This is a genomic window from Vulcaniibacterium gelatinicum (assembly GCF_008033445.1).
In the GTDB taxonomy this organism is placed as follows: Bacteria; Pseudomonadota; Gammaproteobacteria; order Xanthomonadales; family Xanthomonadaceae; genus Vulcaniibacterium_B; species Vulcaniibacterium_B gelatinicum.
In genome coordinates, this window is the sequence record NZ_VNKO01000008.1 from 62,938 (window position 1) to 75,353 (window position 12,416).

General features: G+C 70.7%; 12 protein-coding genes. 4 read left to right on the forward strand and 8 right to left on the reverse strand.

Features of this window, described 5'->3' with window-relative positions:
• Nucleotides 1–2: 2 nt before the first annotated feature.
• Nucleotides 3–953, forward strand: coding sequence for an L-threonylcarbamoyladenylate synthase (locus tag FPV26_RS06615; protein WP_147652929.1), 951 nt, complete (start codon nucleotides 3–5; stop codon nucleotides 951–953).
• Between the two features lie 40 nt (nucleotides 954–993).
• Here FPV26_RS06615 and acs read toward each other — a convergent pair whose 3' ends face one another.
• The 3 genes from acs to FPV26_RS06630 form a co-directional block, all read right to left on the reverse strand.
• A complete protein-coding gene (gene acs, locus FPV26_RS06620; RefSeq protein WP_147652930.1) occupies nucleotides 994–2,982 on the reverse strand; it encodes an acetate--CoA ligase in 1,989 nt (662 codons plus the stop codon).
• A gap of 202 nt (nucleotides 2,983–3,184) precedes the next feature.
• Nucleotides 3,185–3,553, reverse strand: a complete 369-nt coding sequence (locus tag FPV26_RS06625; protein ID WP_147652931.1) for an EF-hand domain-containing protein — start codon at nucleotides 3,551–3,553, stop codon at nucleotides 3,185–3,187.
• Between the two features lie 24 nt (nucleotides 3,554–3,577).
• Nucleotides 3,578–4,783 (reverse strand): DesA family fatty acid desaturase, encoded by a 1,206-nt coding sequence (locus FPV26_RS06630; protein ID WP_147652932.1) that lies wholly within the window; start codon nucleotides 4,781–4,783, stop codon nucleotides 3,578–3,580.
• A 133-nt stretch (nucleotides 4,784–4,916) separates the two neighbouring features.
• Here FPV26_RS06630 and mutM point away from each other — a divergent pair, with 133 nt between their 5' ends.
• The 3 genes from mutM (at nucleotide 4,917) to FPV26_RS06645 (ending at nucleotide 9,291) form a co-directional block, all read left to right on the forward strand.
• Nucleotides 4,917–5,729, forward strand: a complete 813-nt coding sequence (gene mutM, locus FPV26_RS06635) for a bifunctional DNA-formamidopyrimidine glycosylase/DNA-(apurinic or apyrimidinic site) lyase (protein ID WP_147652933.1) — start codon at nucleotides 4,917–4,919, stop codon at nucleotides 5,727–5,729.
• 108 nt (nucleotides 5,730–5,837) lie between these two features.
• Complete coding sequence (locus tag FPV26_RS06640) at nucleotides 5,838–6,401, forward strand: ECF-type sigma factor (protein ID WP_147652934.1); 564 nt, start codon at nucleotides 5,838–5,840, stop codon at nucleotides 6,399–6,401.
• A gap of 64 nt (nucleotides 6,402–6,465) precedes the next feature.
• Entirely contained in the window at nucleotides 6,466–9,291 is a 2,826-nt protein-coding gene (locus tag FPV26_RS06645) for a serine/threonine-protein kinase (RefSeq protein WP_147652935.1), read from the forward strand.
• A 4-nt stretch (nucleotides 9,292–9,295) separates the two neighbouring features.
• On the opposite strand, the gene FPV26_RS06650 is transcribed toward FPV26_RS06645, so the two are convergent.
• The 5 genes from FPV26_RS06650 to FPV26_RS06670 form a co-directional block, all read right to left on the reverse strand.
• Nucleotides 9,296–9,916: a thymidine kinase gene (locus FPV26_RS06650; protein WP_147652936.1), complete on the reverse strand. Its 621-nt coding sequence runs from the start codon at nucleotides 9,914–9,916 to the stop codon at nucleotides 9,296–9,298.
• Nucleotides 9,917–9,963: 47 nt separating this feature from the next.
• Nucleotides 9,964–10,434, reverse strand: coding sequence for a Csu type fimbrial protein (locus tag FPV26_RS06655; RefSeq protein WP_181952574.1), 471 nt, complete (start codon nucleotides 10,432–10,434; stop codon nucleotides 9,964–9,966).
• A gap of 260 nt (nucleotides 10,435–10,694) precedes the next feature.
• Nucleotides 10,695–11,324: a hypothetical protein gene (locus FPV26_RS06660; RefSeq protein ID WP_181952575.1), complete on the reverse strand. Its 630-nt coding sequence runs from the start codon at nucleotides 11,322–11,324 to the stop codon at nucleotides 10,695–10,697.
• A gap of 108 nt (nucleotides 11,325–11,432) precedes the next feature.
• Complete coding sequence (locus FPV26_RS06665) at nucleotides 11,433–11,768, reverse strand: hypothetical protein (protein ID WP_181952576.1); 336 nt, start codon at nucleotides 11,766–11,768, stop codon at nucleotides 11,433–11,435.
• A 101-nt stretch (nucleotides 11,769–11,869) separates the two neighbouring features.
• Nucleotides 11,870–12,388 (reverse strand): Csu type fimbrial protein, encoded by a 519-nt coding sequence (locus FPV26_RS06670; protein WP_181952577.1) that lies wholly within the window; start codon nucleotides 12,386–12,388, stop codon nucleotides 11,870–11,872.
• Nucleotides 12,389–12,416 lie beyond the last annotated feature (28 nt).

Here is a 12,416-nt window from a genome sequence, read left to right on the forward strand (position 1 = left end):
TCATGTTGCAACTCACTTCCCACCCGGACGATCTGTCCACCGCCGTGAACCTGCTGCGGGCGGGCGAGCTCGTGGCGCTGCCTTTCGAGACCGTTTACGGGTTGGCCGCCGATGCGACCAACCCCGATGCCTTGCGCGCGATCTTTCGCGCCAAAGGCCGCCCGGCCGATCACCCGCTGATCGTGCATCTCGCCGCCGCTGAACAACTGTCGGACTGGGTCACCGAGGTACCGGAGGTCGTCTGGCGGCTGGCTTCGGCCTTTTGGCCAGGCCCGCTCACCCTGGTGCTGCCTGCCGCGCGAACGGTTTCGCCGCTGGTGACCGGCGGCCAAACGACCGTCGCGCTACGCGTGCCGGCACATCCGGTACCGCAGGCCGTCTTGCGACAGTTCGGTCGGGGCCTGGCCGCGCCATCCGCGAATCCTTTTGGTCAAATCAGTCCGACCACGGCGGCGCATGTGCGGCGACACCTGGCCGGAAAGATCGCAGCGGTGGTCGATGGCGGCCCCTGCCTGGTCGGCATCGAGTCGACCATCGTCGATCTCAGTCGTGAACATCCGCGCATTCTGCGTCCCGGCGCCATCACCTCCGATATGCTCGCGCACCACCTGTTTCTTGCGGGCACCGTTACTGCGGCAGCGCCTCGCGTGCCAGGCGCCCTGGCCTCGCATTACGCGCCGCGCACACCGTGCTACCGGATCCCAGCCGGGCTGACCGAGGCACCGTTTCCAGGCCGGCGTACCGGGCTGCTTGCGCAGCGCCCCGCAAATTGGCCGGTGGCGAAGTTCTGGTTGATGCCCTCGCAGCCAGAAGACTATGCGCGCGCGCTTTACGCGGCGTTGCACGAGGCCGATGACAGCGGTTGCGAGACATTGCTGATTGCGCTGCCGCCGGACGAACCGGCGTGGGCGGCCATACACGACCGCTTGTGCCGCGCGACCCGATCTCTTTAGGAAAGGTCTGAACAACTCCGCCACTTTCGGCGAGAATCAGTCATTGAATCGCCCCGCGCCGCTCCCGTACCAGCACCTCCACCACCGCCGGATCGGCCAGGGTGCTGGTGTCGCCGAGCTGGTCCGGTGCGTCCTCGGCGATCTTGCGCAGGATCCGGCGCATGATCTTGCCGCTGCGGGTCTTGGGCAGGCCCGGGGCCCATTGCAAGTGGTCGGGGGTGGCGATCGGGCCGATCTCCTTGCGCACCCATTCGATCAGCTCGCGGCGTAGCGCCTCGCTGCCCGTCTCGCCGGCCTTGAGCGTGACGTAGGCGTAGATGCCCTGGCCCTTGATGTCGTGCGGGAAGCCGACCACCGCGGCCTCGGCCACCTTCGGGTGCGCGACCAGCGCGCTCTCGATCTCGGCGGTGCCGATGCGGTGGCCGCTGACGTTGATCACGTCGTCCACCCGGCCGGTGATCCAGTAGTCGCCGTCGGCATCGCGGCGGCAGCCGTCGCCGGTGAAGTACATGCCGGGGTAGGTCTTGAAGTAGGTGTCCACGAAGCGCGCGTGGTCGCCGTACACGGTGCGCATCTGCCCGGGCCAGGAATCGAGCAGCACCAGGTTGCCCTCGGCGGGGCCCTCGAGCACGCGGCCGTCCGCATCCACCAGCGCCGGCCGCACCCCGGGCAGCGGCCGCGTGGCCGAGCCGGGCTTGAGGTCGGTGGCGCCGGGCAGGGGGGCGATCAGGATCCCGCCGGTCTCGGTCTGCCACCAGGTGTCCACCACCGGGCAGCGGCCGTCGCCGACCACCTCGTGGTACCAGCGCCAGGCTTCCGGATTGATCGGCTCGCCGACCGTGCCGAGCAGGCGCAGCGAGGCGCGCGACGTCCGCTGCACCGGCGCCTCGCCCTCGCGCATCAGGGCGCGGATCGCGGTCGGGGCGGTGTAGAACAGCGTGACCCGGTGCCTGTCCACCACTTCCCAGAAGCGCGAGACGGTGGGGTACGTGGGAATGCCCTCGAACACCACGCAGCTGGCGCCGTTGGCGAGCGGGCCGTACACCAGGTAGCTGTGGCCGGTGATCCAGCCGACGTCGGCGGTGCACCACCAGACGTCGTCCTCGCGCAGGTCGAACACGATCTCGTGGGTCCAGCTCGCGTACACGAGGTAGCCGCCGGTGGTGTGCAGCACGCCCTTCGGCTTGCCGGTGCTGCCGGAGGTGTAGAGGATGAACAGCGGGTCCTCCGCGTTCATGCGCTCGGGCTCGCAGGTGTCGGCCTGGCCGTCCACCACCGCGTCGTACCAGCGGTCGCGCGGCATCTGCATCGGCACCGCGGCGCCGGTGTGGCGCACCACCAGCACGGTCTCGACGCTGTCGGTGCCCGGCAGCTTCAGCGCCGCGTCCACGTTGGCCTTGAGCGGGATGCGGCGGCCGCCGCGCACGCCCTCGTCGGCGGTGATGACGAGCCTGCTGCCGCAGTCGGCGATGCGGTCGGCGATCGAGTGCGGGGCGAAACCGCCGAACACCACCGAGTGGATCGCGCCGATGCGGGCGCAGGCGAGCATCGCCACCACCGCGTCGGGGATCATCGGCAGGTAGATCGTGACCCGGTCGCCCTTGCGCACGCCGAGGCGGCGCAACGCGTTGCCGAGCCGGCACACGCGCGCGTGCAGCTCGCGGTAGCTGATGTGCTGCGCCGGCTCCGCGGGATCGTCGGGCTCGAAGATCAGCGCGGTCTTGTCGCCGCGCGCGGCCAGGTGGCGGTCGAGGCAGTTGACGCTGGCGTTGAGCTCGCCGTCCTCGAACCAGCGGATGCGGAAGTCCTCGGCGCGGAAGCTGACGTCGCGGATCCGGGTCGGGAACCGCATCCAGTCCACGCGCCGCGCGACCTGGGCCCAGAACGCATCCGGGTCGCGCTGCGCCTGCTCGCACAGGCGCGCGTAGTCCTCGCGCGTGACCCGGGCGCGGGCGGCGAATTCGGGCTGGACGGGATAGACGGCCTTGGCGGCAGGGTCGTGGCCGGCGGCGGGGCGGTGGACGGACATGGACGGCTCCGCAGGACGTGGGGAGCGTCAGTGTGCCGCAAGCGCGCGGCGCGGGCGCCGCGCCGCGTCGTGGGGGAAAGTGGCTGGACGCCGGGAATCCCTGGGGCGCCCGTCCGTCGGAGTGACGTGCGCCGCGCGTCCAGGCCGCATCGTCGCCACGGCCGTACGGCCCGGCCCTGACCTGGATCAAGCCGGCGCGCGTTCAGCGGGGCGGGGCGGCCAGTTCGCGGGCGTCGAGGTGGCCGTCGCCGTCGCGGTCCTGCCGGGCGAACGTCTGCGCCAGGCGCGCGCGGTGCTCGGCACGGGTCAGCGGGCGGCCGCGGCCGCCGGGGAGTTCGGCCGGCGCGAGGGTGCCGTCGCGGTCGCGGTCCATCGCGTCGAAGGCGTAGCTCATCCAGTCCTGGTATTCGGCCAGCGAGACGCGGCCGTCGCGGTCGGCGTCCATGCGCGCGAGGTAGTCGGCGGTGGTGTGCACCTGGGCGGCGGCGAGCGCCGGCAGCACCAGCGCCGCCAGCGCGGACACGCCCGGGCCCGCGCGTCGCCGGGCGGGCCGTGGCGTGGGGGGACGCATGGCGTCGGGCGGGCCCCGGCCCGCCTAGGCAGGCATGCCCTGCAGGGAATACCCCTTCAGGCGCATCGAGTATTCCTGCAGCGCGCGGATGCCGCTGGCCTCGGCCTCGCGGCACCAGGCCTGCAGTGCCTGCACGTGCGCGGCGACGTCGTGGCCGCGCGCCTCCAGCACCGCCGCCAGCCGCGCGCGGTACTCGAGCACGGCGCGGATCCGCGGCCGTTGCGCGACCCAGTCCTGCAATTGCGCGCGCGCTTCCGGCTTGAGCCAGCGGCCGTCGTCGGCCAGGCCCTTGCGCAGCTTGCGCGGCAGCAGCGCGCGCAGCTTCGCGCCCGCGGCGGCGGCCTCCTCGCGCAGCGCCGGCATCAGCACGTGGCGCTGGTAGTCGGTCATGGCGTGGAAGCGGTGCGCGAGCAGGGCCTTGATCGTCTCGGCGTCGGGCATGGCGATGTTCGGGCGCACGTTGAGCGTGGGCGCCACGCGCAACACCTTGGCCAGGCCGAGCGCCTGCAGGCCGCGGATCGCCGCCCAGCCGATGTCGAACTCCCACTTGCGCAGGGCGAACTTGGCCGAGGACGGGAACGCGTGGTGGTTGTTGTGCAGCTCCTCGCCGCCGATCCACACGCCCCACGGCGAGAGGTTGGTGGCGGTGTCGGTGGTCTCGAAGTTGCGGTAGCCCCACCAGTGGCCCAGGCCGTTGACCACGCCCGCGGCCCAGAACGGGATCCACAGCATCTGCACCGCCCACACCGCCACGCCCTTGAAGCCGAACAGGGCGAAGCTGACCAGCAGCAGCAGGGTCGGGCCGAGCGAGGACCAGCGCGTGTAGAGATGGCGTTCGATCCAGTCGTCGGGGCAGCCCTTGCCGTACTTCTCGATCGAGTCGCGGTCGCGCCGCGCCTCGCGGTACAGCTCCACGCCGTTCCAGAACACCTTGCCGATGCCCTTGTGCATCGGGCTGTGCGGGTCTTCCTCGGTCTCGCACTTGGCGTGGTGCTTGCGATGGATCGCGGCCCATTCCCTGGTCACCATGCCGGTGGTCAGCCACGACCAGAAGCGGAAGGCGTGCGCGAGCGCGGGATGGAAGTCCACGCCGCGGTGCGCCTGGCTGCGGTGCAGGTACAGGGTGACGGTGAAGATGGTCAGCTGCGTGACCACCAGCAGGTACAGGGCCAGCGTCCCCCAACCGGCCTGCAGCAGGCCACCGGCGAGGAAATCGAGCAGAGCGGGCATTGCGGACTCCGGAAAATGAACGGGACGCGCGTTTGTCCACGCCCCGCGGCCATCATGCCAGCATCGTCCGCCGCGCGCGCGCCAAGGACCGTGACCGGGCCCCCGGTTCGTTCAGCTCTGCCACACTGCGCCCATGCCCGAACTGCCCGAAGTCGAGACCACCCGCCGCGGCCTGGCGCCGCACGTCGAGGGCCGCACCGTGCGCGCGGTGGTGCTGCGCCGGCCGGACCTGCGCTGGCCGATCCCGGACGCGCTGCGCGCGCAGCTGCCCGGCCAGCGCATCCTCGCGGTGCGCCGCCGCGCCAAGTACCTGCTGCTCGACACCGCCGCCGGCAGCGTGCTGCTGCACCTGGGCATGTCCGGCAGCCTGCGCGTGCTGCCGGCGCGCACCCCGCCGCGCGCGCACGACCACGCGGACCTGGCGCTCGACTCGGGCCGGGTGCTGCGCTTCAACGATCCGCGCCGCTTCGGCTGCCTGCTATGGCAGGCGCCCGGGCAGACCCATCCGCTGTTGCGCGGCCTCGGCCCGGAGCCGCTGTCGGAGGACTTCGACGGCGACTATCTGTTCGCGCGCAGCCGCGGCCGCCGCGCGCCGGTGAAGACCTTCCTGATGGACCAGCGGATCGTGGTCGGGGTGGGCAACATCTACGCCGCCGAGGCCCTGTTCGAGGCCGGGATCTCGCCGCTGCGCGCCGCCGGCCGGGTCTCGCGCGAGCGCTACGTCCTGCTCGCCGCGGCGGTCAAGCGCATCCTCGGGCACGCGATCGCGCGCGGCGGCACCACCCTGCGCGACTTCCTGGCCCCGGACGGGGCGCCGGGCTATTTCGAGCAGGAACTGGCCGCCTACGGCCGCGGCGGCGAACCCTGCCCGCGCTGCGGCCGCGCCCTGAAGGTGGCCGCGATCGGGCAGCGGACCACGGTCTGGTGCGGGCACTGCCAGCGCTGAGGGTGCCCCCTCAACGGGGCGGGAACAACGTGAACGCGCCCGCCGACCGGCCGCCGTGACGCCAGTCTCACTCATTCGGGCTATAGTGCAGGCGCCTCGGGGGGCACGATGGCCGATACCGCCGACATCACGGAACTGCTGGACGCGGCCAGAGACGGCGACCGCTCCGCGCTCGACCGCGTCCTCGCCACCCTGTACCAGGAACTGCACGCGATGGCCCGGCGCCAGCTCGCCGGCCAGCACGGCCACACCCTCGACGCCACCGCACTGGTGCACGAGGCCTATCTCAAGCTGGCCACGCGCAACACCGCGCGCTTCGACGACCGCGCCCACTTCTTCGCCTACGCCGCCTCGGCGATGCGCAGCGTGGTGGTGGACTACGCGCGCCAGCGCCTGGCGCAGAAGCGCGGCGGCGACCTGCACCGCGTCACCGAGCTGCCGGAGGAAGTCGAGGGCGGGCTGCGCCTGGACGAGGAGATGCTCGGCCTGGACACCGCGCTGACCCGCCTGGCGGCGGTGGATCCGCGCCTGGCGCAGGTGGTGGAACTGCGCTATTTCGCCGGCCTGTCGGAACTGGAGATCGCCGCGCTGCTCAAGCGCTCCGAGCGCAGCATCCGCCGCGACTGGCAGAAGGCGCGGGTGTTCCTGTTGGCGTCGCTGCAGGAACCCTGAGCCGGCCGCCGCGCGGGGGCGGAAACGGGGGAAACGCACGTCGCGCACGACCGGGTGAGCCGAGATGGATGCCGAACGCTGGCAACGCCTGTCCCCGCTGCTCGACGCGCTGTTCGAGCTCGGCCCGGAGGAGCGCGCGCACAGCCTGCGCCTGATGCGCGAGGAGGATCCGCGCACCGCGGCCGAACTCGAGGCCCTGCTGGAACTGGAGGGCGAGCGCGAGGACTTCCTGGCCGAGCCGCTGGTCGCCCCGCTCCCGGGCCTGCGCCCGGGCCTGGAGGTGGGCCCGTACCGGCTCGAGCGCCTGCTCGGCGAGGGCGGCATGGGCCAGGTCTGGCTGGCCTCGCGCTCGGACGGGCTGTACCAGCGCCGGGTCGCGCTCAAGCTGCTGCGCCCGGGCCTGGCCGACCCGAACCTGCGCCTGCGCTTCACCCGCGAGCGGCAGATCCTGGCCCGGCTCGCGCATCCGCACATCGCGCGCCTGCTCGACGCCGGCATCAGCGCCGACCACCAGCCCTTCCTCGCCCTCGAGTATGTCGAGGGCGAGCCGATCACCGACTGGTGCCGCGCGCGCAACGTCGCCCTCGACACCCGCCTGCGCCTGTTCGCCCAGGTCTGCGCCGCGGTCAGCCACGCGCACGCCAACCTGATCGTGCACCGCGACCTCAAGCCCTCGAACATCCTGGTCACCCCGGCCGGCGAGGTGCGGCTGCTCGACTTCGGCATCGCCAAGCTGCTCGACAGCGAGCCGCTGCCGCAGGAGGAGCACACCCGCACCGGCGTGCGCGCCTTCACCCTGCACTACGCCGCGCCGGAGCAGGTGCGCGGCGAGCCGGTCACGACCATGACCGACGTGTACGCGCTGGGCGTGGTGCTGTACGAGCTGCTCACCGACGCGCGGCCGTATCCGCTCGAGCGCCAGACCGACGCGGCATGGGAGGAGGCGATCCTGCTGACCGACCCGCTGCGGCCCTCGCTCGCCCTGCAGCGCGCGGCCGACGCCGCGCTCGCCGAGAGCGCCGCGATGCTGCGCCGGCGCGCGCGGGTGGTCGCCGGCGACCTCGACAACATCGTGCTCAAGGCGCTGGCGAAGAAGCCCGAGCAGCGCTATCCCTCGGTCGAGGCCCTGGCCCAGGACCTGCAGCGCTACCAGATGGGACGGCCGGTGCAGGCGCGCGCGCAGAGCGTGCGCTACCGCTTCGGCAAGTACGTCAAGCGCCACCGCTGGGCGCTGGCGAGTGCCGCGCTGGTGCTGGCGGTGATGTCCGCGGCGTTCGCGATCGTGGCCTGGCAGGCGCGCGAGGCGCTGGCCGAGGCCGCGCGCGCGCAGGCCCTGCAGGACTTCGTGATCGGCCTGTTCGAAGGCGCCGGCAACGCCCCTCGCGACCGCCCGGTGGACCTGCGCACGCTGCTCGAGACCGGCATTGACCGCGGCAACCGCGCGCTCGCGCGGCAGCCGCGCGCACGCGCCGAGCTGCTGGGCGTGGCCGCGCGCCTGCGCCTGGGCCTGGGCGATTACGAGGAAGCCCTGGCCCTGCTGCAGCGCCAGGCCGCGATCCTGGACAACGTCGAGGACGCACCGCCGAGCCTGCGCCTGGAGGCCGCCACCCTGCGTGGCCAGGCACAGCGCCAGCTCGGCATGAACGTGGAATGCATCCGCACCATGCAGCCGTGGCTCGACCAGGCGCGGCGGCAGCAGGCGCAACTGCCGACCCAGGCCGCCGAGTTCTACTCACAGCTCGGTCGCTGCCACCGCGCCAACGGTGAGCCGCAGGCGGCACGGCTGCTGCTCGAACGCTCGCTGGCATTGCGCCGTGACCAACTCCACGACGCGGCCGGCACGGTCGAGAACCTGGTGGATCTGGCGGCGCTGCACGCCGACGCCGGCGACGCGCCGGCCGCGATGCGCGGCCTGGAGGACGCGCTGCGCCGCTTGCAGCGCGACGTCGGCACCCGCCACCCGCTCGCGGTCAGCATCCATCGCAGCCTCGCCGCGCTGCAGCGCGAACGCGGCCACGTCGCCCTGGCCGAAGCGGCCTACCGCCAGGCCCTGGCGCTGGCGCGCGAACTGCACGGCGAGCGCCACCCGATCACGCTCTCGGTGCGCCGCCAGCTGGCCGCGGTGTACGTGGACCAGGGCCGCCTGGACGAGGCCGCGCGCGAGCTGCGCGCCACCCACGAACTGCTGGTCGAGCGCCTGGGCGAGGACCACGTCGAGGTCGGCGGCAGCTACAACAGCCTGGGCATCGTCGCCTGGGAACGCGGCAACCTCACCGAGGCCGAGCGCCTGCTGTCGCTGGCGGTGGCCAACTGGCGCCAGCCGGCCGGCCAGAGCCGGCTCGCCGGCGGGCTGTTCAACCTGGCGCTGGTGCAGCACGAGGCCGGCCGCGACCTGGCCGCGCTCGCAGCACTGCGCGAGGCGCGCACCCTGCGCGAACGCCAACATGGCGCAAAACACCCCCTGGTCGGCGACACCGACCGCCTGCTGGGCGAGGTGCTGCTTGCGCTCGGCCGCCACGACGAGGCCCTCGAACACCTGCGCCGGGCGCGGACGCTGACCATGGCCGGCTACGGCGCCGACCACCCGCAGGCACGCAGGGCCGTGCTGGCGCTGGCCCGCGCGCAAGCGCAGGCCGGCGATGTGCGCGCCCTGGCGCAGCTCGACACCCTCGCCGCCCTGTCCGGCCACGACAGCGAAGCACGCCGCCTGCAATGGCGCGCGCGCGCCTACCGCGCGGAATTGCGCTGCGACGGCGCCCAGCCCGCGCAGGGACGTGCCGAACTCGACGCCCTGCTGCGCGAGCTGCAGGACCAGATGCCGGAGGGCGGCGCGCTGGTGCGCGAGGCGGCAACGATCCGGGCGCGCTGCGACGCGCTCGCCCGGCGCTGAGGCGCTACAGCGGCAGCGGCACCTGCAGCGGCGCGATCGCGCCCTCGCCGCGCATCACCTTCTTGAATTCCGCGCGCGAAACCGAGACATAGCGCTCGTTGCCGCCGATCTCCACCTGCGGGCCGGCCTGCACCGCGCGCCCATGCTCGTCCACGCGCACGGTCATGGTCGCCTTGCGGCCGCTGTGGCAGATGGTCTTGATCTCGCTGAGTTCGTCGGCCCAGGCCAGCAGGTACTGGCTGCCTTCGAACAGCTCGCCGCGGAAGTCGGTGCGCAGGCCGTAGCACAGCACCGGAATGCGCAGCGCGTCCACCACCTCGGTCAGCTGCCACGCCTGCGCCCGGGACAGGAACTGCGCCTCGTCCACCAGCACGCAGTGCAGCGGCCCGTGGGCCGCGATGTCGGCCTCGACCAGGCGCTGCAGGTCCTCCTCGCGCGCGAACGCGCACCCCTCCGCGCGCAGCCCGATCCGCGAGGCCACCACGCCCTCTCCCGCGCGCCGGTCGAGCGCCGGCGTCAGGATCAGCACCCGCATCCCGCGCTCGCGGTAGTTGTGCGCGCTCTGCAGCAGCGTGGTGGTCTTCCCGGCGTTCATCGCCGAGTAGTAGAAGTAGAGCTTGGCCATTGCGGCGATTATCGCCGCAAGCGGCGCCCTGCGGCGTGTCACGCGGGCTAGAACGTGACCGTGACGATGATGGTATCGCTGTGCGGCCCGGCCGCCGGGTCCGCACCCAGCGGGATCCGCCCGTACACCGGCACCGTGGCGCGCCGGTCGGGCCCCGGCGGATTGCTGCCGGTGCAGCCGTTGCCGGTGGTGCCCGTCCTGCAGACCGCAGCCTGGGTGCCGCCGGTACCGTCGCCGAACACGATCGTGCGCGCGGCGTCGCGGTACAGGTTGTACGGCAACCGGCTGGTGCCCAGGCGCAGCTCGCGCGGCGTATAGGTGCCGGAATTGCCCGGGCTCAGGGTCGCGGTGAATGTGACCCGGCTCGGGTCGCGGCAATCCACCAGGAACTGCGTGCTTGCATCCAACGGCGCCACGGTCTCGACCGGATCGTAGGTGCCGAACGCAAGCGGGTTGGTGGTGAGCCGGCAGTCCTGCGCCTGTGCCAGGCCCGCAAAGCAGAAAAACAGGGGCAGCAAAACACCCCCTCGCGGCAGCAGCCCCACATATCGTTCATCTAGTGCGGCACACATATCTACCTCGTGCCCGTCATTGCAAGCCATATGACCACGTTGCCGTTGACTCCAACCTTGTCTTGTCTTGATTTGCATGACTCAGGCGGCCATGGGCTCTGATCGGCCCTCGACGTCGGCTGTGTGCCCGCATGAGAGCTGCCTGAGTCATGCTTTCATTTTTTTGAACGCTTGGTCAACAAAGGCCAATTGAGGGCTGCAACGACTCAAGGATCCCTAGTCCAACGGAACGCATAAAAATTTCCATCGTTTCCTAGAGCATTTCCAACCACCACGCTGCCATCGGCAGACACTGCGTACGCCGCGCTGTCGACACCACCTGGAATAGTGCCAAGGCCAGCCATCCCTTCCGCAGCAGTCCAGATAAAAGCCTCGTTGGTGAAGTCGTCTTTGTCGCCGTAACCCACCACAACAGACCCATCATCTGATGCATCAAGGGCCGCATTACCAACGTCGCCAGGCAGAGCCCCAAGACTGACCATGCCCTCCGCTGGCGTCCAACGCAATGCGTAGTTCCCGCTCCCGTTACTACCACTGCCATGGCCCACAACCACAGTGCCATCAAGCGATATGCCATTGGCAGCGCTATACACGCCCCCTGCGATAGTCCCCAGACTCACCATGCCTTCCGTTTCTGTCCATATGAATGCCCTTGGCGCACCACTTGCATCTTCTGCATAACCAACCACGATCTGGCCGTCGCCAGAAACCGCGTTGGCGCGGCTCTGCCTTCCTCCAGGCAAAGTGCCAAGACTGCGCATTCCATCCGCTGCAGTCCAACGAAATGCAAGCTCATTGGTTGGCCAACCATCTTCACGGCAATAGCCAACAATCACGGATCCATCACTGGATGCCCCGGTTGCGCGGCAATAGATGTGCCCAGGCAACGCCCCCAGATCTGTCATCCCGCTTTCTTCAGTCCAACGAAACGCGCGCAGGCGGGGCTAATCGGCAATAGCCCCACTACTTCCTACCACAACACGACCATCTGCAGAGACTGCATCTGCAAAACTGTAATCATCGCCTGGAAGTGTCCCCAGGCTCCTCATGCCTTCTGCGACCGTCCAGCGGAATGCTGTTCCTACCATCTCCCCTTCACTGTCTGAACTGCCAACCACCACTGTGCCATCTGCAGACACATCAGCAGCAAAACTGTTTGTCCCTCCTGGCAGCGCTCCCAAGCTCACCATCTGCCCCGCGTGAGCCGAACCTCCAAGCGTGGAGTCAAGCACAAAAGCCAGCGCAACGAGAAGAAAATTACTAATCAGGATGTTCTTCATCCGCATCCATCGCGCATCCGCAATCATTTCATCACCTCCTGTAATGGTCGAATCATGCCGAATGGGCCCCGCCCATCTTCGATCCCCAGCAATTACACGCTTCAGAACCAGACCTCGACCGTGACCGTGTCGCTGTGCGGGCCGACGCTGGGATCCTGTCCCGGCGGCAGCCGCGCGTAGACGGTGAAGGTGCGCGGGTTGGGGCCGCCGAAGAATCCCCCGACCGTGCCGCTCACGGCCGCAGTGCCGCCGGTGCCGTCGCCCCACACCGTGGTGCGCGCGGCGCTGGTGTACAGGTTGTACTGCAGCACCGACGCGGGCGGCTGGCGCAGGGTGCGCGCGGCGTAGGTACCGGAACTGCCGGTGCCGAGCCGAACCTGGACCACGACCCCGAAGAACAACTCGCCGAAGGTGGTCAGGGTGCAGCCCACCCTCACCGCGCCGAAACTATCGATGGGCGCGAACAGCTCGATCGGGTCATAGGTGCCGAAATTGATCGGTTGCGTGCTCAGGCTGCACTCGGCCGCCCGGGCGATGCCGGCGCCCGCGCACAGCAGCGCCGCGAGCGCGACCCGCGCCCGGCGCATGCCGTTGGCGGTGGGCGGGAACTGCCGGCCCATGACCCCGGCAGTATGCCCCCGGCGGCCG